At 61.5% G+C, this 23,286-nt stretch carries 17 protein-coding genes, 1 tRNA gene and 2 pseudogenes; 10 read left to right on the top strand and 10 right to left on the bottom strand.

Annotated elements, in window-relative coordinates:
- The 3 genes and pseudogenes from AU465_RS36790 to AU465_RS28120 form a co-directional block, all read left to right on the top strand.
- Window positions 1–344: pseudogene (locus AU465_RS36790) on the top strand (ImuA family protein); the annotation flags it as partial.
- A complete protein-coding gene (locus AU465_RS28125; protein ID WP_312891326.1) occupies window positions 286–1,764 on the top strand; it encodes a DUF6504 family protein in 1,479 nt (492 codons plus the stop codon). The pseudogene AU465_RS36790 and the gene AU465_RS28125, both read left to right, overlap by 59 nt.
- Window positions 1,761–5,096: an error-prone DNA polymerase gene (locus AU465_RS28120; protein WP_192255410.1), complete on the top strand. Its 3,336-nt coding sequence runs from the start codon at window positions 1,761–1,763 to the stop codon at window positions 5,094–5,096. The genes AU465_RS28125 and AU465_RS28120 overlap by 4 nt, the downstream gene beginning before the upstream one ends.
- 10 nt (window positions 5,097–5,106) lie before the next feature.
- Here the strand turns inward: AU465_RS28120 and AU465_RS28115 are convergent, their stop codons facing one another.
- The 4 genes from AU465_RS28115 to AU465_RS28100 all read right to left on the bottom strand — a co-directional run bounded on the left by AU465_RS28115 (window position 5,107) and on the right by AU465_RS28100 (window position 7,831).
- Complete coding sequence (locus tag AU465_RS28115) at window positions 5,107–5,349, bottom strand: Trm112 family protein (protein ID WP_192255408.1); 243 nt, start codon at window positions 5,347–5,349, stop codon at window positions 5,107–5,109.
- Window positions 5,350–5,379: 30 nt separating this feature from the next.
- Entirely contained in the window at window positions 5,380–6,051 is a 672-nt protein-coding gene (locus AU465_RS28110; protein ID WP_192255406.1) for an LON peptidase substrate-binding domain-containing protein, read from the bottom strand.
- A gap of 200 nt (window positions 6,052–6,251) precedes the next feature.
- The gene (trxA, locus tag AU465_RS28105) at window positions 6,252–7,247 is read right to left on the bottom strand and encodes a thioredoxin (RefSeq protein WP_192255398.1); all 996 of its coding nucleotides are present in this window, start codon (window positions 7,245–7,247) and stop codon (window positions 6,252–6,254) included.
- An 86-nt stretch (window positions 7,248–7,333) separates the two neighbouring features.
- Window positions 7,334–7,831, bottom strand: coding sequence for a prolyl-tRNA synthetase associated domain-containing protein (locus AU465_RS28100; protein ID WP_192255396.1), 498 nt, complete (start codon window positions 7,829–7,831; stop codon window positions 7,334–7,336).
- 208 nt (window positions 7,832–8,039) lie between these two features.
- Here AU465_RS28100 and AU465_RS28095 point away from each other — a divergent pair.
- Both AU465_RS28095 and AU465_RS28090 read left to right on the top strand, forming a co-directional pair.
- A tRNA-Gly gene (locus AU465_RS28095) sits at window positions 8,040–8,114 on the top strand.
- 198 nt (window positions 8,115–8,312) lie between these two features.
- Window positions 8,313–8,756 (top strand): hypothetical protein, encoded by a 444-nt coding sequence (locus AU465_RS28090; protein WP_192255394.1) that lies wholly within the window; start codon window positions 8,313–8,315, stop codon window positions 8,754–8,756.
- Between the two features lie 49 nt (window positions 8,757–8,805).
- On the opposite strand, the gene AU465_RS28085 is transcribed toward AU465_RS28090, so the two are convergent.
- Complete coding sequence (locus tag AU465_RS28085; RefSeq protein WP_192255393.1) at window positions 8,806–9,333, bottom strand: helix-turn-helix domain-containing protein; 528 nt, start codon at window positions 9,331–9,333, stop codon at window positions 8,806–8,808.
- 101 nt (window positions 9,334–9,434) lie between these two features.
- Complete coding sequence (locus tag AU465_RS28080; RefSeq protein WP_192255391.1) at window positions 9,435–10,079, bottom strand: hypothetical protein; 645 nt, start codon at window positions 10,077–10,079, stop codon at window positions 9,435–9,437.
- A gap of 163 nt (window positions 10,080–10,242) precedes the next feature.
- Here AU465_RS28080 and AU465_RS28075 point away from each other — a divergent pair, with 163 nt between their 5' ends.
- The 4 genes from AU465_RS28075 to AU465_RS28060 all read left to right on the top strand — a co-directional run bounded on the left by AU465_RS28075 (window position 10,243) and on the right by AU465_RS28060 (window position 14,043).
- Entirely contained in the window at window positions 10,243–10,458 is a 216-nt protein-coding gene (locus AU465_RS28075) for a helix-turn-helix domain-containing protein (RefSeq protein WP_192255427.1), read from the top strand.
- Between the two features lie 586 nt (window positions 10,459–11,044).
- Window positions 11,045–11,572 (top strand): HD domain-containing protein, encoded by a 528-nt coding sequence (locus tag AU465_RS28070; protein ID WP_312891325.1) that lies wholly within the window; start codon window positions 11,045–11,047, stop codon window positions 11,570–11,572.
- 217 nt (window positions 11,573–11,789) lie between these two features.
- Window positions 11,790–13,343 (top strand): adenylosuccinate synthetase, encoded by a 1,554-nt coding sequence (locus AU465_RS28065; RefSeq protein WP_246506488.1) that lies wholly within the window; start codon window positions 11,790–11,792, stop codon window positions 13,341–13,343.
- Window positions 13,321–14,043, top strand: a complete 723-nt coding sequence (locus AU465_RS28060; protein ID WP_246506486.1) for a DUF7002 family protein — start codon at window positions 13,321–13,323, stop codon at window positions 14,041–14,043. Before AU465_RS28065 ends, AU465_RS28060 begins: the two co-directional genes overlap by 23 nt.
- Here the strand turns inward: AU465_RS28060 and AU465_RS28055 are convergent.
- The 3 genes and pseudogenes from AU465_RS28055 to AU465_RS38055 form a co-directional block, all read right to left on the bottom strand.
- Window positions 14,040–15,443 carry a hypothetical protein gene (locus AU465_RS28055; protein WP_246506483.1) on the bottom strand — a complete coding sequence of 468 codons (1,404 nt, stop codon included), beginning with the start codon at window positions 15,441–15,443 and terminating at the stop codon, window positions 14,040–14,042. The genes AU465_RS28060 and AU465_RS28055 overlap by 4 nt on opposite strands.
- Window positions 15,444–15,604: 161 nt before the next feature.
- Complete coding sequence (locus tag AU465_RS28050; RefSeq protein ID WP_312891324.1) at window positions 15,605–17,062, bottom strand: metallophosphoesterase family protein; 1,458 nt, start codon at window positions 17,060–17,062, stop codon at window positions 15,605–15,607.
- 1,797 nt (window positions 17,063–18,859) lie between these two features.
- Window positions 18,860–19,018, bottom strand: a pseudogene (locus tag AU465_RS38055) (IS110 family transposase); the annotation flags it as partial.
- 254 nt (window positions 19,019–19,272) lie between these two features.
- Between AU465_RS38055 and AU465_RS28040 the strand changes: the two are divergent.
- Window positions 19,273–20,436 carry a hypothetical protein gene (locus AU465_RS28040; protein WP_192255385.1) on the top strand — a complete coding sequence of 388 codons (1,164 nt, stop codon included), beginning with the start codon at window positions 19,273–19,275 and terminating at the stop codon, window positions 20,434–20,436.
- 44 nt (window positions 20,437–20,480) lie between these two features.
- Here the strand turns inward: AU465_RS28040 and AU465_RS28035 are convergent, their stop codons facing one another.
- The gene (locus tag AU465_RS28035; RefSeq protein WP_192255383.1) at window positions 20,481–23,285 is read right to left on the bottom strand and encodes a BPTD_3080 family restriction endonuclease; all 2,805 of its coding nucleotides are present in this window, start codon (window positions 23,283–23,285) and stop codon (window positions 20,481–20,483) included.
- Window position 23,286 lies beyond the last annotated feature (1 nt).

The following is a 23,286-nucleotide window of genomic DNA, read 5'->3' as shown; positions in this document are numbered from 1 at the left end:
CGCCCGTGCGCCTCATCGTCTCGGCAGCGCCGGCGGCGAGCCGCGAGACGGTCGCCGGCCCGCTCGCCGGCTCGATCGGCCGCCCCGCCTTCACCGTCGATATCGGCAAGAGCCGCACGGCACTGCCCGGACAATTCACACTGGAGTGGAACCCCGATGAGCACGCTTTTGCCGAAAGAACAGAGAATTCTGTCGCTGTGGTTCCCGTACCTTTGCGCGGAACGGATCCTGCGCCAGCGTCTGGGACGGTCCTGGCGTTCCCGGCCCTCGCATCACCTGCCTCTGGTGATCAGCCATCGCGACAGCAACGCCCAGCGCATCGCAGCCCTCGACGAGCGGGCTGAGGCGCTCAAATTGAAGCGCGGCATGGGCATTGCCGATGCGCGCGCCATGCATCCTTCGATCGATGTGGTGGAGGCCGACACGGAGGCCGACCGCCGCCTGCTCGAAGGCCTTGCCGACTGGTGCGACCGTTACACGCCGCTGGTGGCGATCGACGGCGAGGACGGGCTGTTCCTCGACGTCACCGGCTGCACGCATCTGTTCGGCGGCGAGCGCGCCATGCAGGACGAGATCCTCACCCGTTTCTTCGAGCAGGGCTTCGATGTCCGCGCCGGCCTCGCCTCGACGCCCGGAGCCGCCTGGGCGGCGGCGCGCTTCCACGGCGACCGCATCGTGGCCTGCGGGGAGGAGGAGGCGCTGCTTTCGCCCCTGCCGCTTTCGGCGCTGCGCATCGCGCCGGAGACCCGCGCCAACCTGGAAAGCGTCGGCCTGCGCACGGCGGGCGCGATGATGGCAGCGCCCCGCGCCCCGCTCGCCCGCCGCTTCGGCGCCACCTTGCTTTTGCGCCTCGATCAGGCGCTCGGCCGTCTCGACGAGGCCGTGTCGCCGCGCCTTCCCGTGGCGCCGCTCTCGGTCGAGCGCCATCTTGCCGAACCGATCGTGCTCACCGACGACATCGAGCGGCTGGTGAGCCGGCTTGCCATCGCTCTAAAGGCCGATCTCGAACGCCGCGGCGAGGGTGCCAGGGCGCTCGCCCTTCTCCTCTTCCGCGTCGACGGCGCCGTCAGCCGCATCGCGGTCGGCACCTCGCGCCCGATGCGCGAGCCGCAGCTGATCCGAAAACTGTTCCACGAACGGCTCGCAGCCCTTGAACAAAACATCGATGCCGGCTTCGGCTTCGACCTCGTGCGGCTATCCGTGCTTTCGGTCGCCGCCTTCGACATGCTGCAGGGCGTCCTTGCCGGCAAGATCGCCGACGATGATGCCGACATCGCTTTATTCGCCGACCGCATCCGCGCCCGCCTCGGCGAGGCCGCCGTGCTGAAGCCGGTCGTCGTCGAAAGCCACCTGCCGGAGCGCGCCGTCACCACGGTTCCCTTCGCGGAAGCGCCGCAAAGGCGCATGCCGCCGAAACAGTCCGACCGGGCAGCCCCGCCGATGACCATCTATCCGCCGGAGCGGCCGGTGCGGCTGTTCCGCTCGCCCGAGCCGATCGAGGTTCCGGCGACGGAGATCCCCGAGGGCCCGCCGATGAATTTCCGCTGGCGGCGCGCGCTTTACCGCGTCGCCCGCGCCGAAGGGCCGGAGCGCATCGCCGCGGAATGGTGGCGGCAGCTGCCCGGCGAGGAGGAGGCGCCGACCCGCGACTATTACCGCATCGAGGACAGCGAGGGGCGCCGCTACTGGCTCTACCGCCAGGGCCTCTATAGCAGCGCCTCGCAAGCCGCGCCGCGCTGGTTCATGCACGGGGTCTTCGCATGAACGCGCTGACCGTCATCCCCTATGCCGAGCTCGGCATCCAGTCGAACTTTTCCTTCCTGCGCGGCGCCTCCAAACCGGAGGAACTGGTGGTGACGGCGAAATTCTACGGTTTTTCCTCGATCGGCCTTGCCGACAGGAACACGGTCGCCGGCGTCGTGCGCGCCTGGCAGCAGGCCAAGGTCGAGAAGCTCGCCTATCATCCCGGCTGCCGCCTGGTTTTCCGCGACGGCACGCCGGACATCCTCGCCTATCCCCGCGACCGCAAGGGCTGGGGACACCTCTGCCGCATGCTGACGCAAGCCAACCTGCGCGACGAGAACGAGAAGGGCGCGACGCTGCTCGAGCTCGGCGACCTTCTCGAATGGGGCGATCTGATGTCGCTGGCGATGCTGCCCAACCTGTCGGGAGACGCGGAAGACAATCTGGCGCTCATTAGCCGGCTTAATGATCGCTTCGGCTCGGCGCTCCGGCTGGCCGTGGCGCCGGACTACGGCGGCAACGACCGCTTCCGTATCGAGCAGGCGGCGGCGATGGCCGAACATGCCGGCGTCCCGCTGATGGCGACCAACGACGTGCTCTATCATGCCGCCGATCGCCGTCCGCTGCAGGACGTGCTCACCGCGATCCGCCTCAACACGCCGGTTTCCGAGGTCGGGCTGGAGCTCACGGCCAATGCCGAGCGCCACCTGAAGCCGCCGCTGGAAATGGCGCGCCTTTTCCGCCGCCACCCTGAAGCGCTGGCGGAAACGCTGCGCTTCGCTGATGAGTTGACCTTCTCGCTCAGCGACCTCGAATACAATTATCCGGACGAGCCGACCGAATCCGGCCTCGGGCCGCAGGCCGAGCTCGAACGCCTGGCGCGGGAAGGGGCTGTAAGACGCTATCCGGCCGGCGTTCCCGTCCACGTCACGCGGCGCATCGAGGAAGAGCTCGCGCTCATCGAGCGCCTGAACTACGCGCGCTATTTCCTCACCGTCCACGACATCGTCAAATTCGCCCGCAGCCAGAACATCCTTTGCCAGGGCCGCGGCTCCGCCGCCAATTCCGTCATCTGTTTCTGCATCGGCATCACCGAGGTCGGACCCGACCGGATCGATGCGCTGTTCGAGCGCTTCATCTCCGAGGAGCGCAATGAACCGCCCGATATCGACGTCGATTTCGAGCATGAGCGACGTGACGAAGTCATCGCCTATATCTACGAGAAATACAGCGCCAAGCGCACCGCTTTAGCCGCCGCCGTCATCAGCTATCGCGGCCGCTCCGCCCTGCGCGAGGTGGCGAAGGCCATGGGCCTTTCGGAGGACGTCAGGAGCGCCCTGTCGAGCACCATCTGGGGCTGGTCGGCCTCCGAGCTCGGCGAAAGGGAAGCCAATGCCGGCGGCCTTGATCGCACCGACCCGCTGTCACGGCAGGTGCTGGAGCGCGCCAACGAGATCATGGGCTTTCCCCGCCACCTTTCCCAGCATGTCGGCGGCTTCGTCATCACCAGGGACCGGCTCGACGAGGTCGTGCCCATCGTCAAGACGGCGATGGAGGAGCGCAAGATGGTCGAGTGGGACAAGGACGATCTCGACGCGGTGAAGATCCTTAAAGTGGACGTGCTGGCGCTCGGCATGCTGACCTGCCTGAAGCGCGCCCTGACCCTGCTCACGGATCATTATCCGCAGGCGCGGGACAGGTATGGACAACCCTACGTGCTCGCCACCCTTCCGGAAGAGGACAGGCGCGTCTACGCCATGATCGAGCGGGCCGACACGCTCGGCGTCTTCCAGATCGAATCCCGCGCCCAGATGTCGATGCTGCCGCGGCTTAAGCCCCGCGAATTCTATGATCTCGTCATCGAGGTGGCGATCGTGCGGCCCGGCCCGATCCAGGGCGACATGGTGCACCCCTATCTGCGCCGCCGGCAGGGCAAGGAAAAGGCCGAATATCCCAAGCCCGAGCTGGAAGAGATTCTCGGCAAGACGCTTGGCGTGCCGCTGTTCCAGGAACAGGCGATGAAGATCGCCATCGTCGCCGGCGGCTTCAGGCCGGGCGAGGCCGACGAGCTGCGGCGCGCCATGGCGACCTTCAAGCGCACCGGCACGATCGGCAATTACCGCCAGCGGATGATCGACGGCATGGTCGGCAGGGGTTACGAGAAGGAGTTCGCCGAGCGCTGCTTCAAGCAGATCGAAGGTTTTGGCGAATATGGCTTTCCCGAAAGCCATGCCGCGTCCTTCGCGCTGCTGGTCTATGCCTCCTGCTGGTTCAAGACCTTCTATCCCGACGTTTTCTGCGCCGCGATCCTGAACGCGCAGCCGATGGGGTTCTACCAGCCGGCCCAGCTCGTCCGCGACGCGCGCGACCATGGCGTCGAGGTGCGCGAGGTCGACATCAACCATTCCGTCTGGGATTGCGCATTGGAAGAATCCGCCTTCGATCCCTCGCGTGTCCTCGAACGTCATGCCTCGATGCGCGGCGTCATCGAGACGGCTCATGCCGTGCGGCTCGGTTTCCGCCAGATCAAGGGGTTATCCGAGGAGCGCATGGATGCCGCCGTCGTCCGTCGCGGCGCTGGCTACCGATCGGTCAGGGACCTCTGGCTGCGCTCCGGCCTCGATGTCGGCGAGATTGAAAGGCTCGCCGAGGCCGACGCCTTTCGCTCGCTCGGCCTCGACCGCCGCGCGGCGCTCTGGGAAGTGCGCGCGCTCGACGGCAGGAGTGCCGCCGAAAAACTGCCGCTGTTCGACCAGCCGTCGCTCAGCCTGCGCGAGCTGGAGCCCGAGACGAAGCTGCCGAAAATGCCGCTCGGCGAGCATGTCGTCCACGACTACCGCTCGCTCGGCCTGTCGCTGAAGGAACACCCGGTCGCCTTCCTGCGCGAGCGGCTCACCCGCGCCGGCATCACGCCCAATGCCAGCCTGCCGTCGGTGCGCGACGGCAGACTGGTCTCCGTCGCCGGTCTGGTGCTGGTGCGCCAGCGCCCGGGCAAGGGCAATGCGATCTTCCTCACGCTGGAGGATGAAAAGGCGATCGCCAATGTCATCATCTGGCCGCGCGTCTTCGACCGCTTCCGCTCTGTCGTGATGGGCGCGCGCTTCATCCGCGTCACCGGCAAGCTGCAGCAGGAATCGGATGTCATCCATATCGTCGCCGACAGAATCGAGGACCTGACGTCCTGGCTGAGCGTGCTTTTGCGGCCGCCCGCCATCGAGCATCAGTCTGTCGGCGACACCCGGCCGGATGAGTCGGAACGCCACGCAAGCCGTGGACTTCCTGTCCGGCAGGACATCGCCACACTGTCGAGCAGCGCGCAGCAGGTCATGCCGAAGGGCAGGAACTTTCAGTAGCGAGGTCGGTTCAAGACGGCCCGCTCAGCCGTGGCGGTGGCGTGAGCACATCTTCGGCCGAGATCGTGCGCGCTTCCGAAGGCAGCATGATCGGGATGCCGTCGCGTACCGGATAGGCGAGCTTGGCCACGCGCGAGACAAGCTCGCTGCGCTCCGCGTCCCAGGTCAGCGGCCCTTTGGTCAGCGGGCAGGCGAGCAGTTCCAGCAGCTTTGGGTCGACCGTGGCTTTCCGCGCATCACGTCCATCCGTCACCGGTTGTCCTCCTGCAGCCTCAGGCGCAGCTTACTGTATACTGGAGCCAAAATCCTCGTCCTCGCGCGCCAGCGTTATTTCGGTGATGGCGATCAGCGTCTCGGCGCGCGTCTTCAAATCCGCCGCTTCGAGCAACGCCTGCTTCTCGGCCGGCCCATAGGGCGCCATCATCGACAGCGCATTGACCAGCATGGCGTTCTCGGCGCGGCTGACGCTTTCCCAGTCGGCCTCGAGGTCATTGGCCTGCAGATAGGCGCGAAACGCCTTGAGCAGCGCCGGCCGGTCGACCTCGGCGGCGGCCTGGTCCTCCTCGAGATCGGCAAGGAAGGGCGCGATCCGGCATTGCCGGAACGGCGTCTTGACCGTCAGCTCCTGCGTGACGCGGAAGCGGCAGACGCCTTGCAGCGAGATCAGGTAGCGCCCGTCGCCGGTCTCGGCAAGCGAGATGATGCGCCCGGCGCAGCCGACGCTGCAAAGCTCCGGCTCGCCATCGTCACGCAGCGCGCCGTCGAGGCTGGGCTGGATCATGCCGATCAGCCGGGACCCGGCCATCGCCTGGTCGATCATCTGCAGGTAACGCGGCTCGAAAATATTGAGCGGCATGCGGCCGCCCGGCAAGAGCAGCGCTCCGGCGAGCGGAAACACCGGGATCGTCGACGGCAGATCCTTCGCTAGCCGGTAGCGGGCGTTTCCGACCTGCACTTCAACCCTCCGCCTGCACTTCAACCCTCCGAAGCGGCGTCGCCGGCCAGCGTGTCAAACCTGCGATCTCCTCTGACGCAGCCCGGCTTGTCCAATCCGTTCGCCGGCAGAGCAAGCCACTGCCCCTATCTGGCGCAGTTGCCGCCTTGCGCAAGCCCCTTATCCGGCAAAAGGGGCCGGCAACAAAGCCGGCAAGACGCTCAGGAGAACAACAGCGACGACAGCTTGCGCCGCGCCGCGAGCGTCGCCTCGTCGGTCATCCCCCACGCCTCGAAGAACTTCAGCAGCTGCGCCCGGGCGCCGTCGTCGTTCCACGTCCGATCGGCCTTGACGATGGCCAGCAAATTGTCGGCGGCCTGCATCCGCTCGCCGCGCGCATTCTGCACCATCGCCAGGTCGAACCGCGCCTGATGATCGTTCGGATTGGCGGCGAGCCGGCGCTCGAACTCGGCCGGATTGCCGAGCGCGGCCGCTTCCGCCGCGAGTGTCATCTTGGCGCGCAGCGCCGCGAGCGCCGGCGCGTCCTTCTTGTCCTCGGGCGCTTTCGCAAGCGCCGCCTCGGCGCCTTGGCTGTCGCCGGCCTCGAACAGGATCTCGCCAAGCCCGGCGATCGCCTCGATGGTTTCGGGCGACTGCTCGAGGATCGCGTCATAGATGTCGGCCGCGGTCTGGACGTCGCCCGCCTCGCGCGCCTCGGCGGCCGCGGCCAGCGCTTCGGTGATCTGCGGCGCGCCGCCGCCGCCCTTGCCGCCGACCTTCTGGATGAATTGCGTGATCTGGCTTTCGGGAATGGCGCCCATGAAGCCGTCGACCGGCTGACCATCCTTGAAGGCGATGACCGCGGGAATGGACTGGATGCCGAGCTGGCCGGCGATCGAGGGATGGTCGTCGATGTTCATCTTAACCAGCTTGACCTTGCCGCCGGCGGCCGTGACCGCCTTCTCGAGCTGCGGCGTCAGCTGCTTGCAGGGGCCGCACCAGGGCGCCCAGAAGTCGACCAGCACCGGCTGGCGGCGCGATTCCTGGATGACGTCGGCCGCGAATGTCGCGGTCGTGGTGTCCTTGATCAGCTCGGCGGCGGCCGGTGCCTCGCCGAGCGAGACCTTGGCGCGGTCGGCCCCGCCATACTGGACGGATTGGGCGTACTGGCCGGCATTGCCGCCAAATGAGCCGCTGAACGGGTTGTTGTCACTCATGTCATCGCCCTTTCGGTCGCACTGCTGCCGGCATGAAGGCGCGGCGCGTCATTGTCGGAGTTCGGTTTTCGCCATCCATGTGGCGATCAAGCCGAGACTTTCAAGATAACAGCATCGTGGCCGGTTGCCTCGACGAATCTGACGAGATCGGCGGCGGCAATGGTCGTCGTCGCCTCATTGGTCAACGGATGGCCGTTGATGACCTCGTGGCTCATCAACTCCTGGTCGAGAACCACCTTGACCCGGCCGGCCGTGTCGTTGATCAGGCCGAAGACGGTGACCGCGCCGGGAATGACGCCGAGCAGCTCCATCAGCATCTCCGGCCTGCCGAACGAGACGCGGCCGGAAGCACCGATCAGGTGATGGATCTGCTTGAGATCGACCTCCGCCTCCTCGCCGACGGTGACGAGAAAGAAATTGTCCTTCTTGTCCTTGAGGAAGAGGTTCTTGGTGTGGCCGCCCGGAATCTCGCCGCGCAGCGCCTGCGAATCGGCGACCGTGAACAAGGGCGGATGGCGCATCGTCGAGACGGAGATGCCGAGATCGGCAAGAAAGGCGTAAAGCTCGGCTTCGGTCTTCGGCATCGGTCCTCGCATCATCGGGAAGGGTTATGCCGTTTACGGCCAACCATGCCCTCGGGGCAAGATCGCCCCGGTGGGCCAGCGGAATCCGCCGGTTCGAAACGAACCTTCAGTGTATGAAGAGCTAGCTCCAAAAAGACCGTCATTTCCCTGTTGCAATCGGCGCGCTCTTCGGCCATATAGGCGCGGCTTGCGGCCCAAGGCCGCGCGAGCGGGTGTAGCTCAGGGGTAGAGCACAACCTTGCCAAGGTTGGGGTCGAGCGTTCGAATCGCTTCACCCGCTCCAGTTTCCTCAAGGAAATTAAGCGTTTAGATCAGGGCCACCAAACGGTGGCCCTCTCTGTTTTCATCTTGGTCAACACCTGGTCAACACGCGACCTAATCAGATTCGCACGAACCGGCCTGGCGGTCGTCGCGGCTGCTGGGTGTAGGCTTGAGGCAGCGGGTGTTGATGTTGCCGGCTTCCTGACGCAAAACCTAGGGAATGACAGTCCGAAAGAAGGCAACCCGTCTTCAACTGCCGCCGATTGTTACAGGCGAATGGCGCGGTGAGATCGTCGGTTCAGCTGACATCAACTTTGGCCAGGTCGTGCAGCCAGGCCCGCCCCGCCAATCAGTCGAGTTCACGTATGCCATACTGCCTGCCTCGCTCATCATGCCGAATGCAGCTTTCAGATGGCCCGGAATCGTCATGATCATGGCTCCCACGCCCATGAAGACTGAGCATCCCGACGCCGGCGTTCTTTTTGAAGCCGATCAGTTGGCGTCGCTGAGCCTCTCCCTACACGTCACCAGGGCGCAACTTTCGGACATGCTGCCACACATTGAGGCGCATCGATTCAGGGAATTTTACTTCGCGCTAGAGGAAAAGGACGCAGAGGGCAGATGGCCGGTGCGAAGCTGGGGCATGGGAACCTCCCGGCTTTGACCACTACTGACGACACTCGCGGTTGCTACTCGACAGCCGCAACCATCTATCAGCCGATCTTGCGGTCAGCCGGCAGGTGTTCGTCTCTCGCCTCGGCACACCTATTCGCGTCGAGCCCCGCCAATTCCTCTCCCAATGCGGCGATTATAGCTGCTACGCGACCACGCACCCGTGAGGGAAGATGCATCAGCCCCGCGATCAGGCGCCGGCCTTCCGCGCTCGCGATGAAGTCGAGGCGCTCGTCGACAGGCAGAGGCGGAGCTTCACGGCTGGTCTCATTACCAGGCAGGCCTTCAAAGAAGCGACTGACGCGAACGTCCAGCGACCTGCCGATCTCGTAGAGCATGGAAGCACTCACGCGGTTCCTGGCGTTCTCGTATTTCTGGAGCTGCTGGAAGCTGATGCCTATGGATCGCGCAAGCTGAGCTTGCGATACGTCCGACTGGACGCGAACGATCGCGATCTGCTTGCCGACGTGCCGATCTGCGGGATGCGGGCTATGCTCGGTTTCAGGCTTTGGCCACGCCCGGATGACGCGGGGGCGCGTTGATTCCACCAATGCCTTTCGCAATTGCATCACTCCCTCATAGAAAATTGGTCGCGGTATGCTCCCTCGCGACACCCTCCAAAGATCCGAATGATAGGGAGCTGCCGAGTGCTTGAAACGGCCTCGTGCGGTCAGCTCGGCCCTGGCTGCCCGCTGATCCGACCAATATCTTCCAGAACAGAACGGATTTGTGGCCAGGGAAACTCGGCATCGCCTTTCGACGGCTGTCCTTCCCTGAGTATGGCATCAAGCTTCGCTGCCACACCGGCAAGGGAGATAGCCGGCGTTTTCGACAATTCTTCAAGCAACGTCTCTGCCCGATCGGCTGCCTCACTTTCAGCGCGCAACGTGGCAGAATAGCCAATCGCCCGGTCAGAAACATCCCAGCGCGCCTGATGAGCCGCCAAATCGGCCTCAGCTTTCGCACCAACTGCCAAGTCGACAGAGCCGGCGTTTAGCACATCGTGAAGTGCCTCAAGTGAGTGCAGCGTAACGGTCCTACCTTCCGACAGCTGGATCATCACACAAGGAAAGCCGACTGTTTCTACCAGCTTCCGCTCCAAACGCTGCTGCTCACGGCTCAACCGTTCAGTCTCTTCGTGAGCAGCTCGCCATTCGCGCCACGCTGCTACTGCAGGGTCGGCCGATTGGTCTCTTCCTAAATCGATGGAGGCAATCGTCCCTGGATGCGATCCAGTCATTGCAATTCCCGTTCGCGCAGGCACCCTCCTGCACGTGACGAGAGGCAAAGTCGTGGTATTGTCGGAATCAGCCATGATCCGAGCTCCAGACAGCTTTGGATGTGGTCAGGCTAGGCACGGTGCGTCAACACTGCGTCTAGCCGCACCCCCGACCACAGGCCAAGGGTATCCACTGATACCTTTGGATCATAGCGCAATGATCTAAAGGGATCAACAGAAATTGGTGACAACAGCACAGATGCGGGCGGCCCGAGCGTTGATCGGTCTCTCACAAGCGGAGCTTGCCCGCCGGGCTGGCGTCTCTATTCCAACGATAAAACGCTGTGAGAGCGACAGTAAGCGCGCTGCCGTCGTGTCCGCTGAAACCCAGGACAAGATCCGTGCTGTTCTTGAGGTCGAGGGCGTGGAATTCACTAACGGCAACCATCCGGGCGTCAGATTGCGGCGACGGTGACCGACCATGGCGGCGGGCTCAACCGATCGCTGCAACACAGTCAGCGAACTTCTCCGCTGGCGTCTGATAGAGCAGGGTCTTTCTGGGGCGCTCGTTGAGCTGCCGCGATCAACCTAATCCCAATCTTTTGCGCTGCATTGCTCTGCACTAACGACGGCGCAGGACGGCAATCTGATTGAACAGCTTCACCACTTCCTCGACATCATCGGGACTTCCGTCCCACACCCTTAGAGCGCTGCCAATTATGCGTGTAGCACCCTCGGTGTACCGGTCCCCCGGCAGCGCTACACCCAAGAACGTGCAAATTTGAACTACATTGGGATTTAGCGTTGCGAAGTGCCCGCCCAGTATGCGGCTGAGACGGCTGGGCTCGATTCCACTTAGGCGAGCGGCATTTGCGGCACCCATGTGCCGATCGGCCAATGCAATTTTGAGGTCCCTCGCGATTCTAGATGCTTCTTCACTTGTCAGCCTCATCCCTTTCGCATAGGGTAGAACTTGCAAATTTGCAAGTTCATTGATCTGTGGTGGCAGATAGGTAGTTTAGGGTGTGGGCATGGCGTGGAGCAGGCAGCAGGTAACAGCGGTGAAGATCGAAGTCGGGCCCTCGATCATGTTGCACAGCGGCGCCTGGCTGGACCTTCTCTCGCCGCGTACCAGCAACTTTACCATCGAGGATATTGCACACGGCCTGGCGCTTCAGTGCCGCTATGCGGGCCAGTGTCTCGATTTTTACTCTGTGGCCGAGCACAGCCTGCTGGTCAGCGACCTCGTGGAAGAGGACCCCTTGGCCGCTTTGCTGCACGATGCAGCGGAAGCTTTCCTTGGCGATATTACGCGTCCCCTCAAGCAGATTCTTCCGGACTACAGGCAGATTGAAACTGAGATGCAGCGCGCGATCGCTGAGCGGTTTGGCATTAGCACTCAGCCAAGTCCGGCAATCAAGCGAGCCGATCTGCGTGTGCTGGCCGCCGAGCAGGCTCAGATCATGCCGGCAGGCACCGATGACTGGGCTAAGCGTGATCAGATCGCACCCGCCCTAGTAAAGGTACGATTCCTTTCGCCGCGCGAAGCCAAGAGTGCGTTTCTTCGCCGATATCAAGCCTTGCAATAGAACTTACAGCAAAAACTAACTCAATCTGGCGTCTCTCAGCGAAAAACCTTCGCGCGAGCTATGGATTGATTTGAGATCGATGCGTATCTCTTCGACGTGGAGAGTCTGAGTCCTCGGGTTCCGATGTGAGTCGGAAGAGGATCAGGACTGCTAGTGGTGGGAGGTTGCACTGAATCCAATTTTCTTGGTGTCCGGCCCGCTTACGGCCGGCAAGTCGATGTTTACCGAGCAATTGACGTCACGTTTCGACGCGAAACGCGTGTCCACACGGGCGCTATTGCTACGCGCCAGCGACACCGATGATCGCGACGCACTGATCAAGCTTGGCGACAAGCTCGACATTGAGACCAACGGAAAGTGGGTCCTCGATCATTTTTTGGCCGAAACGAACGGAGCTCCGGCGGATTGGATTTGGATGGTGGATGCTGTCCGGACGCTGGACCAAATTAAACATTTCCGCGACAAGTTCGGCGACAAAGTCGTTCACGTCCACCTCACTGCGCCGATTGGTGTGTTGCGCGAGAGGTACCTGGCACGCAACGCGGAGATCCGGGAGTTCAACAGCTACGACGCGGCACGCGAGCACGGAGCGACGGAAAGCAAGATCGAGACGCTCGCGGAAATCGCCAACGTGGTTTTGGAAACCCACCGTTCGAGCCCCCAATCGTTGCTGGCCCAGGCAACTGCGGGACTTGGCCTGTTTCCCCGCGAGGTTGTCCGGTGTGTCGACGTTCTGGTCGGCGCTCAGTACGGAAGCGAGGGAAAGGGCAATATCTGCGCTTTTATCGCCAGGAACTACGATGTCCTTATGCGGGTAGGTGGACCTAATGCCGGGCATAAGGTCGCCGATCCCAAGTACGACTACATCCAACTGCCCTCGGGCACGCAAAGCAATCCTGACGCAAAGATCCTGATCGGAGCTGGCGCAACCCTGTCAGTCAAGCAGGTGCTCAGGGAGATCTCTGACCTCAAGCTCACCGAAGACAGGCTGTCGATCGATCCGCAGGCTATCATCATCGAGGACAGCGACATCGAACGGGAAGCAGGCACCCTCGAGATCATCGGTTCGACGAAAAAGGGCGTCGGAATTGCTACGGCGCGGAAGATCCTGGGGCGAGACGGCAACGAGTACTGGGGCAGTAAGGTCCGTCTCGCTAAAGGCGTCCCGGAGTTCAAGCCGTTCATCCGTGACACCAAGGCCGAGCTCGAGAAGGCTTATGCTGCCGGCAAGTCGGTTCTCCTCGAGGGCACCCAGGGAACCGATCTCAGCCTGCATCACGGTGAGTACCCATTTGTAACCTCGCGCGATACAACGGCATCCGGTTGCCTGGCCGATGCCGGCATCGCGCCAACGAGGGTCCGGCGGGTGATCATGGTCATGCGGACCTATCCCATCCGCGTCGGCGGCACGTCGGGGCCGATGATGCGCGAGATTACCGTCGAGGACATCGCCGCGCGGAGCGATATTCCTGCGGCTGAGCTACACAAGATCGAAGTTGGCACTGTTTCTGGAAAAGAACGCCGCATCGCCGAGTTTGACTGGGAGCAGGTGCGGCGCGCCGCCAGCATCAACGGGGTAACGGATATCGCGCTGACCTTCGCTGACTATCTTGGAATCGACAATCGCAAAGCGAAGACCTTCGAGGAGCTCAACGCGACCACAAGGGACTTCATCGAGCGGGTGGAGAAGGTCACCAACGCCCGCGTGTCGCTGATTTCGAAGGACTTCGGGAAGGACGCCGTCATCATTGACCGGCGGCAGTGGAACTAAGGAACTGCAGGTGCAGGAAAACGAATTGATCAGCACTTATCCGCGGCTGTACCACATGGCAGAGGACGGTTCGTTCCCATCGATCCGGGATCACGGGCTGATGAGCGCGACAGCGCTCCTCGATGCCTACGGGATTTCTGGCGACCAGCGACTTGCCGTTGAGGAGAGGCTCCGCCCCGAAAGCGTCGATATCGCAATGGATGGGCTGCCCAATGCCGTCATTCGCGACAATAAGCCGATGAGCGACAGCGCGCTCCAGAAATGCCTTCAGGACGGGCTGACACCCTTTCAGTGGTACAAGATACTCAATGGCAAGACCTTCTTTTGGCTGCACAAGAAGAGGCTGCACAGGCTTCTGGCAGCCAAGGCATACCGGGATCGGCCGCACACAATTCTGACGTTTGACACTGCGTCCTTGGTCGCCGCCCACCGCGACAACATCCTCCTCAGCCCGATAAACAGCGGGTCCACGATCATGAATCCCCAACCGAGAGGGAAGGGCACGTTCATGAAGATTGCCGACTATCCGTTTGACGAGCGAAGGCAAACGAGACCCCTGGAAAATGCCTTGGTCGAGCTGACCGTCGCCTACAGTGTCCCAGACGCCGTCAGTCACCTTCTTTCAGCGCAACGCGTCAACGGCAATGAAATCGAGGACCTGTGGCGGAGGCCAGGCAGCCATCCGCAGGAGGGCCTTTAGGCTGGCACTGCTAACCTGGCTGGTCGCTTGGCCTTTCGGACGAGGTCGGCCAAGTGACTGGTAAGTCCGATCTCGCCTTCAATCTTCAACCCTGCATCGGCTGGCATGTCATGCAGGAATGTTCGCAGCGCCTCGAGCCCTTCGGCTGCTTCGAAGGTGAGCCAGTGGGCCGCTTCTCCCGGCACGAGGACGGCATGTGATGTCTGGGTTGCACCGCGATGAAGTTGTACAACCCAGACCGTCTGACCGTCGTAGACCCACTCGAACCGTACAGGTCCAAGCGAGCGGGACAACATGCCGTAAACCACGTCGATCTGCTTGGCGACCGCAGATGGCAGCTCTTCTGCGTGATCGAGACCCAGCATCAAACCGTCGCCCTCACCCGAGCGGCCTTCCACGAGCAGCGTTCCATCGATCGTGACAATGGCGGCGCCTGAATAGACCGCCGGCACCGCGGCCTGACAGATTACGGAAGCGATAGAAGTGTGGTTGGGATCTTCCGCGGACATAAGCTTGAATGGGTCAGTCCAGCCCTTGAGGGTTGTGTACCTTCCTGGCTCTGGCTCATGCGGACAGGTGCGGGTCCAGACCTCATGACTTCCCGTTGGCTTTCCGAAGGTGAAAGGCGCAACGCGCCGCCCGAAGACATTGGTAGCTGGCACATTTGCGCCTACGAGTTCGGCCATGAGTAGCCCGAACGCCTTGTCGCCGATATGTCGGCTGAAGCGGTTAGGCCAGTTCATGTTGGCAGCCGCCGTTGCCGTATTTTCTGGCTCCCACTCCCAGCATAGCGTGTGGCTGTTTTTCCAGCCGCGTGGTCGAGGGTGAATGCTGAACTCAAGCCGTCCCTGGCCCTGCATCTCAAGCTCAGGTCGAAATCCATAGACCTTCGTGAGCAGGTCAAGCGCCCAAGGCAAGGGCAGGGAAGCTACCCCGGGCTTCTCGACACACCTCGGTGTGTCATCAGGAGCGAACTCCATGATGCCGCCCTGGACCACGCCGGAAACCCCGCCATCATTGATGTCGATGGTCTCATTGGCGATCACGAACAGGCCCGACGAAATAAGCCGCGTTAGCCCGGCGAGAGCTTCCCGCACGTCGCGGATGCCGTAGACAAACTCTTTGCTCCGTGGACTGTCCGGGGCATAGCTGCGCAGATTTATCGATGCATCCACACTCGCGGCCAGCAGCGCCGCAAGGCCCTCCTGGACGTCAGAGAAGTGGTGGTTGAGGGCGTAACCGAAGACGCGCGAGTAACTCTGAGAGAACGCGCCACCGGACGTGGGAAAAAAGCTGATGAATTGCGCCACGTTCCCGGCCTGCGCCAACGCGTCTAGCGATTCATCCTTCCGAAAATTCAAAGCGATACCCAATCTGATTTCTTCATTGGCCGATAGCAACCCGTCCGGCTAAAGGGCACATAGTGCCCTTTAGCGCCACCTGGGCAAGCGAATGTTCCCCGCTTTCCCGCCAGTTTTGCACAGGCCACGAGTAACTGCGCCAGTACACTCAACTGTCGCACCTTGACGCGAGGGGACAAGCAGGCCGATCGGGATGAGGTTCAGGCCGCCGCCTTCGGGAAAATCGGCGAGATTTCCAAGTCGCCACAGAAGAGGAATGAACCGGCTTTGCCGTCAGCACGCAGCTCGCGCATCGTCAGGTGCATTTCCTTGTCGCTCAAGCGGAAGACGCAGTAGGTGTTGCGTTCGTTGCCGGGACGCCGCACCGGCGAAACGCCCGTACTGCCGTTTGAAACGACATAAATCGCCGGCTGTTGTGGAGCACCGGCAAGCGACTGATTGTCGTATTTTACCACCCGTGGCATGTGCTCATGGCCGTGAACTGCCAGTTGCACTCCAGCCTGCTCAGCGGCGTCCAGAATTCGCGGGGCATCTACAGAAAGCGTTATGCCCTTTTTGCTCAGCGTCGCGACACTCGTCACCGGCAAAAGATGGTGATGCAGGGCCATAATCTTGAATGTCGGTCGATCGATCCGTTCGTCGCCGAGTTCGCGCAAGGCGTCGATCCCGCTGTCGCCGATGTAGCCGTACTCGCTCCATTCGGTTTGAACGATGGTGCATGAGTTCAGCACGCCGATCAGCACATCTACGTCACCGAGCTGCAGTCGCCGAACATAGTTCAGCGTCTTCCTCCAGCTGCGGCCCATTAGCTCCTCGCAGAAGATGCGGTACTGGAGCTCATGCTCGTATGTCGCTTGGTTGCTCACCGCCAGCTTGGCGGGATCCACGCTCGACGGATCCATCGCGCGGACAATGTCATGGTTTCCGGGAACGGCTACGATCTGGTCTCGCTCGAGACCGAGCGCCTGAGTGAGGCTCACAAACTCGGCCAGGATGCTGCTGCGTGTGGCTTGGCTCCAATCGCCCTTGGTGGTGAAGTCCCCGGTAACCAGGATTGTGCCGATATCGTTCTGGACACCTATCCTGCCCAGATCATCCATAAGGGCCTCCGTGAGCGTCTTCTTCGTGTTGCCGATAGCCGGTGTTTCGCCCTGCAGGAGAAAGTCGTAGTCCGGTCCGAAATGAAGATCGGACAAGTGAAGGATCGTCGACCGGTTGGCGCGGGTCGTCGCGGCTACGCGATCGGGTTGATGGGCCTTCCCGTCGAGTGGCACCAGAGTGTGATCGCCAAACCTGTTTGCTACTTCGTCGAGATATTCGCATGCTTGGATCTCGGTGAGCTTGAACCAGCCGAAGATGCGGTCACGCTCGTCGACATAGTAGTCTGGAACGGCAGCCAGCTCGTCACCGTCCAGCAACCCGCGGCGCCAGACCTCAACCGTCGCAGTGAACATCCGCCTGGTGGAGCGGTCGACGATATAGGCGATCGTTGGGCCATTCATGGTGTCTAGCGCATCGAGGTGCTCGTCCTCGAACGTCTTCTTCCACCAGCCCCACCAGACGAAACCCTTGGTCGAAATAATCTCACGGTGGGATTGAATGGTGTCGATGCCCGGCGTGGTGTCCCTGAACCTCAGCGCTATGACCGGTGTTGCCACTCTGCAGTCCTCCAAAAGGGTGGTTTCGGGATGCGCCACTGCTCAAGTGCCGGATAGGCACGAAACAGTTCCGTCGGCGGTAGCTCCAAGGTCAGGTACGCCCGCAATGCCTGAACCAGATGATGGCTGTCGCTAACCATGGCGACTTCGTTCTGTGAACTCCACAAGCCGATACGATCCCGGCCAAGCGCCCGCCGGCTTACGTGAGGCCAGGTCCATCCCTCGGCTCCGAGGACTTGTGCCACTGTGGACAGACCGGTGGAGTGCGGCGCATCACGGACAGCGAGCTGATAGTCGTTGATAGTGAAGCGAACCCATCGCCCCGGCTCAATGCGGGGTGGCGGCATACTAGGTTCGCAGTTGACCGATATGCTGACAAGGTCGCCAAGTCGAGCCTCTCCTTCTGAACTTTTGCCTCCAGCCCTCCTGACGGCCGCCTGTTCGAACTCTGGCGAAAGGTATTCTACCGCGATGCCAGCATCATTGAGGTTCCCCCATCCACCGACCCAGCTAGCGAGTTCTTCTCGTTCCGCCCTCCCGGTTGGCCGGGTATGCTCTGGCCAAAGGGTTACAAGGATTTGCCCTCCTCGGCCGACGACCGAAGCTGCCCAAGCTATCCATCGTTTCGCCTCGGCTGGATACCAAGGTGGATCAAGAATTGCTATCGATTGCTGGATCTTCAGCGTCACTTCTCCGACGTCCACTACAATGTGTTTCCTGACGTTTTGAAAAGGTTGCCGATCGACAAGAATCGAATCCCTCGAAGCTAGATCGAGGTAGCGAGAGACAGAGGGCGTGCCTACGGTTAGGACGGTTGCCTCAGGCGAGACCAAGCCACATATCGCCTGAACTGATGCGGCGGAGTATCGCCAGTCGAAGTCGAGGGGATGAGGTTGAGGCAGGCGCAGCGGTTGGCTCCACGTTCCGAGATAGTGATCCAGAGGTAGCGCAGAAGTCTGCGTTGTTCACGCCTTCTTTCTGTGAAACGGCTCAGCAGCGACTCACGTCGAGCGGTGTAGATATCTCGCGCTTGGCAAGACAACGCTGAAGGTCCAAGCTGCTGAGCATCGACGTGCGTAATCAAAGATGATGCGGCAGGCGCTCCGAAAGCGACAACGAGGTTTTGACATTATCGATCTACCAAACTAACCGACCTGCCGACCAGAGGCCACCTCATCACCCGCGTGACGCGCCGTCGCCTCTTACCGCGTCCCCTTCCTTGCCCAGCCTCCGCAAGTCTCGGCCCGACGCACGACACATTGCATCAAGTAACTGAAACAGCTCATAAATCATCATCGCCGCAAGGTGTAGCTAACTCTCGCACATTGTGCAACCACCAGGTAACCCACTGAAAAACAACCACTCGACCGTAGCACAATGTGCGGCCTTTTATCCTGCCATCTTAATCGGTTGTGTCTGGCGATACTTTGTAACCATCGTCGTTCCTCCTTCAGGATGCGATAATATACGAATCTATTCTCTGCGCTACGATTCCGCTTTTGGGCGTCGAGTTCCGATGCGCCGTGCAATCTTCCGCGCTCTGCGACGGGGTGTTTTGGCTGCACGAATGCAGCGCTCGAACCGTCGTGGCGCACTTTTCCATCGGACTGACGGAGCATCGTCACAGGCAATCGAGCGCAGTCCGTCCGTCTTTCGATCGGGTCGGCCGCAGGCAGGATAACGTGCGTTCCGTCGTTCCTGGTCTGCATCGGTCCTCATCCGCCGGGGCGGATCTCCTTGTTCAGATGGCGTCGGTCAGCGTGCCGGCGCCACGCGTTTCAAATGCCGTCGCACCGCTCATCGATACGCTCTCAGCAGCTTGCGGTCCTTGACATGGGCGCGCTGCTCGGCGTCGGTTTCGCGGGCCGCCGGATTGCCAACAGCAACTGTGCTATCGTTCCACATGGCGTGAATTATCACTGCCAGCTTGCGCGCCACCGCGACACAGACCTTACGCCGGGCAACAGTGGCGAGGCACTCCAAATGCAGCCCATTTTTTGAACACGGCCATGTGAGCGTTAAGCTCAGCCAATCTGCGCGTCGCGACGATGCACCGCATTCTGTGGTCGCATCCTGGGGGACCAAACGCGATCATGAGCACAGCGGCGATGCCGTTCTACGAGTTGACGGCTCTCGAGTCAGGTCTGTCATATCGACACCGCGATGACGTGTCAGAAGCAACCTTACTGAACAAATGGAGGTAAGCCGACGTGTGGCAGAAAGACATTCTTGTGTTGCCCGACGATCTGATTGCGTTCGCCTGGTCTGCACCGATGCGGGACTTGGCGGCGAAGCTCGAACTGTCCGACGTCGGGCTGAAGAAGCTGCTGACGCGATGTGGCGTTGCGTCGCCGCCGCAAGGCTATTGGAACAAGATCCGTGCCGGAAAGGGGGTGCCAGCACTACCCAAGGCGCCACCGCGGCGCCCCGGTGAAATGGGCCGAGCAAGTGTCGACGCTCGCTTCGCAAAGGTTCTGACAATTGCAGCCCCTCTTGCATCCAACGGGCCATTTGCATCCGCTCTGGTTCCAGAAGACCTCGACGAACTCCACGCACAGGAATTGCAGGCGATTGGCAAAGTTTCCGTCCCGCAGACCTTGGACAGGCCTCACAAAGGGCTCGTTCAACTGCTCAAGCAGGAGCAGCGTCGCCGCGACAAAAATGCAGGACGCGAGTGGACCTATGACGAACCCAAGTTCGACAATCCACTAGGCAAGCGGCGGCTGAAAATCTTCAATGCGCTGTTGTTGGCGCTCAGCAAGCGCGGCCATGACGGTGATGCCTACGAGCGCGATGGAGAAATTCACGCGCGAGCAGCCATCGGCGATTCCTATCTTGGTTTGGACATAGGAATAGTCGGCAGCCACCGCACCGTGCGTCAGCAGGGGTACGTGCGGCCGGCGCCAGACCTGCCAGCATCAACCCCGCTTGCCCTGCGGATCGATCCGGGTTTCGACCGCAAGAATACAGTTTCTTGGCAGGATGACGGTGACGCCAAGCTTGAGTCAAAGATCGCTGAGATCGCGGCTGCAATCATCGTGGCTGGCGAGAAAAAGTTTCGCCTTAGCCTGCGGGAAGCCGAGGAGCGTGCAGAGCGGGAGCGGATTGAAAAGGAGAAACAGCGCCAGGAACGGCTGGTTCAACTTAACCAAAAGCGCCTGCAAAACCTGAGGACCAGCGGAGAGCTGCTACGTCAAGCTGAAGACATTCGCGCGCTTGTTGAGCGCGTCCGTCGCGCGATGGATGAAGGCTCGGCTGATATCGATGCCTCGGCACTTGAATCATGGCAACGTTGGGCACTCGCAGAGGCAGACAGGATCGATCCAGTGCGGTCTGGTCAAATTTTGACGCATCTTCAGGAACCGTCATTCTGACAAGCGCCCGACAGATCGCGGCTATCAGATCGCGGAACAATGGGTCACTGCGCTATTGCACTCACCCGAGAAGCATTGGCGTGCTCGGAGATAATGTCCTGCACATCGCTGGGCTTGAAGGCGACGTCCCAAGCCCACTGGCCAAACCCACCAGTCCCATTGATCGATTTGACCCACTCACTAAGTGCGTCGCGCTTGGCCTTGTTCTGCGCGCTATCCGTTCCCTTGATTTCGAGCGCGAGCATCTTGCCGCTCGATAGTCGCAGAAGGAAGTCGGGCACGTATCTGCGACGCGAACCGGCCCACATGTACTGAATCTGGAAGCCCAGATGATCGTTTTTGGCGTAGGCGACGACATCATCACGGCTCTCGAAAACGTTTGCCGCATGACCTTCCCATGAGGAGTCCCCGACAAGGTGGCTGATATGCGACTTGAACGCCAAAAAGCAGGGCTTGGTCGTATACCAGGTCCGCATTTGACCGGTGGCGCCTATAGGGTTTTCCTCGTCAAAGACCGGGGTGAGCCGTTCCGTGTTGTGCTCGCTGACGTAGCGCAACACATATTGAACGACGAGATCGATGTTTAGCGCGATGAGAATCCGTCGACGGAGAGGATCGGAATGGAAGAGTGACGGAATATCCAACAGCTTGGAATTCAGGAAGCTCTCAACGATGCGAACCAGTTGCGCGGCAAGATACTCCTCCGTTCCCGAGAAGCTGTGGCGTAGTTCAGCGAAGCCTTTACGTGCTGCCTGAAATACCAATCTCTGCAGTCGGAAGCCATCCGGAAGGCGTTCGAGGTCGATCGCAGTGACCTTGCCCATGTCCGTCGCACCACCCAAGGCCGGCGCCAGTTCGGCGCTGATCGGGGTTGAGGAGGGATCAAGCACGAGGGCCGGCACCTCGTCCCATGCCATGGTCAACTGAGGCTTCACCACTGTTTCGATCCGTAACACGTTGGGCCACTTTATCTCGAGGTTCGCCCTTTCCGGGATGACTTCGATCTGGGTGGTCGGCCTGGGAGGTGGAGGCGCGTCCCCACTTTCTCCCGTTTCGGAAATGGACAGCGGAACGCCGAAGACGTTCACATACTCTGGCAGGAATAGCCCATTCTCATCGGTATCGTAGGAGACCCGGCGCAGCCCGCGGCCGACGACCTGCTCGCACAGCAACTGCGACGTGAACGCGCGCAAACCCATGATGTGTGTCACGTTCTTGGCGTCCCAGCCCTCGGACAACATCGCTACGGAGATTACGTTCTGCAGGTCCTGGCCGGCAGCCCCGCGCTTACCGACATTGTCCACGATCTCGCGCAGCAGCTCTTCCTTTTTCATACCGAGAAGCTGCTGCTTTCGAGTTTCTGGTAAGTCCGCAACCTCGATGATGCCCTTCAGCCTGTTCTCGTAGTCCTTGTCAGACGTGGCGGCTTCGCCGATTTCCGCTTTCTCAAGCACCTTAGAATCAACGCGCAAGGTCTTGTTCGGGGCATGCAGCTCGGGCCAGTGCGAGTCGCCCTTGTTGAAATAGTGCTCGACCCGCGCGGCCGTCTCGGTGCGGTTGCATACCGTCAGCATCACCGGCGGGGTATGATGTCCGGCATCTCGCCACTGCCTCTGCGTCTCGCGCCAGTCGGCGCCGAGAAGCGTATAGGCGTCCTGCACCAGTTTCGGTAGCGCCTCGTGCGGCGCGGCCTTGGCCCTGTTCAGATCCTCGGACACCGACGGGTCGCGGTAGATGTGATAGAGTTTTGACCGCAGCGTCCTGGCGTCTGGCAGGGCATCGTCCCGAACCACGACGCGCGGCGTCTTGACCAGCCCGGCCTCGATCGCATCGTTCAGCCCGAAATCGGAGATGATCCAGTCGAACAGTGCCGTGTCCGTGCTTTTCTTGCCGGTCGGCGCAAACGGGGTGGCGGAAAGGTCAAAGCAGCGCTGGATGCGGCGCGTCTTGTGTATGCGGTCCAGCCCCTCGATCCAGCGCGTCGCCTCGTCAAGGTCGATGCCCTGTTCGGCCGCCAGTTTCTTGCTGATCTTCACCTCGGGCGGTTTGCGATAGGCGTGGTGCGCCTCGTCGTTGATGACGATGATATCCTTGTGGGCGGCCAGCTTGCCCAGCACACGGCGGGTGAACGCCTCATCAGACTCCCGGCCTTTTCTCACGATAGAACGCTCCGGCTCCTTAAGCGGCATCAGCGTGTGCCAGTTCTCGATCAGCACCTCGGCCTGGTTTAGCTTCTGCCGCAGCGCTTCCGAAGGGCAGAGGTTGAACTCGTCGTAATAGCTGCCCTCGCTGGGCAGCAGCACCTGCAGGCGTTCCTTCACCGTCAGGCCGGGCGCCACGATGAACACCGCGCGGCCGAAATCCTTGTTGCGCTTCGGATAGGTTAGCGCGTTCAGCACCTGCCAAGTGATGATCATCGCCATCACCGTGGTCTTGCCGGCGCCGGTCGCCATCTTGTTGCAGAGCCGTTCCCACGTCCCGCCATCGCCGGGGATCGCGATGCCCTGCTTGAAGGCCTCCGCGCCCTCGACCCACCAGATCAGCGTTTCGATCGCCTCCAGCTGGCAGAAGTAGAACGGATGCTGCCGCGCCTCCTTGTCGTGCCAGTGTTCCAATAGCTTGCGTGTAACGATGGTCACCCCAGGCCAGCCCGCCTCGCGCCAGGCGTCGACACGTGTACGGATGGTGTTGACTAGATTCAGCACCTCGGTCCGCTTGGTGTTGTTACGGGCGTCGAAGACCTCGTAGCTCGCGGGGCGTCGCTCGGGCTGGATCTCGAGCTTGCCACCCTTACCCTCGACCCAATGCTGGGCCGGGCTGACGAAAGGAGTGTTGATGATGAGGGACATT

It is taken from the genome of Mesorhizobium silamurunense (assembly GCF_014843905.1).
Lineage (GTDB): Bacteria > Pseudomonadota > Alphaproteobacteria > Rhizobiales > Rhizobiaceae > Mesorhizobium > Mesorhizobium silamurunense.
Note: the sequence above shows the minus strand (reverse complement) of the source record. Positions and strands in the feature narration are given on the sequence as shown.

Coding starts and splice junctions, on each gene's coding strand:
- AU465_RS28120 (WP_192255410.1), top strand. CDS start 1,761: ATGAACGCGCTGACCGTCATCCCCTATGCCGAGCTCGGCATCCAGTCG.
- trxA (WP_192255398.1), bottom strand. CDS start 7,247: ATGAGTGACAACAACCCGTTCAGCGGCTCATTTGGCGGCAATGCCGGC.
- AU465_RS28100 (WP_192255396.1), bottom strand. CDS start 7,831: ATGCCGAAGACCGAAGCCGAGCTTTACGCCTTTCTTGCCGATCTCGGC.
- AU465_RS28090 (WP_192255394.1), top strand. CDS start 8,313: ATGACAGTCCGAAAGAAGGCAACCCGTCTTCAACTGCCGCCGATTGTT.
- AU465_RS28085 (WP_192255393.1), bottom strand. CDS start 9,333: ATGCAATTGCGAAAGGCATTGGTGGAATCAACGCGCCCCCGCGTCATC.
- AU465_RS28080 (WP_192255391.1), bottom strand. CDS start 10,079: ATGGCTGATTCCGACAATACCACGACTTTGCCTCTCGTCACGTGCAGG.
- AU465_RS28075 (WP_192255427.1), top strand. CDS start 10,243: ATGCGGGCGGCCCGAGCGTTGATCGGTCTCTCACAAGCGGAGCTTGCC.
- AU465_RS28065 (WP_246506488.1), top strand. CDS start 11,790: ATGTTTACCGAGCAATTGACGTCACGTTTCGACGCGAAACGCGTGTCC.
- AU465_RS28035 (WP_192255383.1), bottom strand. CDS start 23,285: ATGTCCCTCATCATCAACACTCCTTTCGTCAGCCCGGCCCAGCATTGG.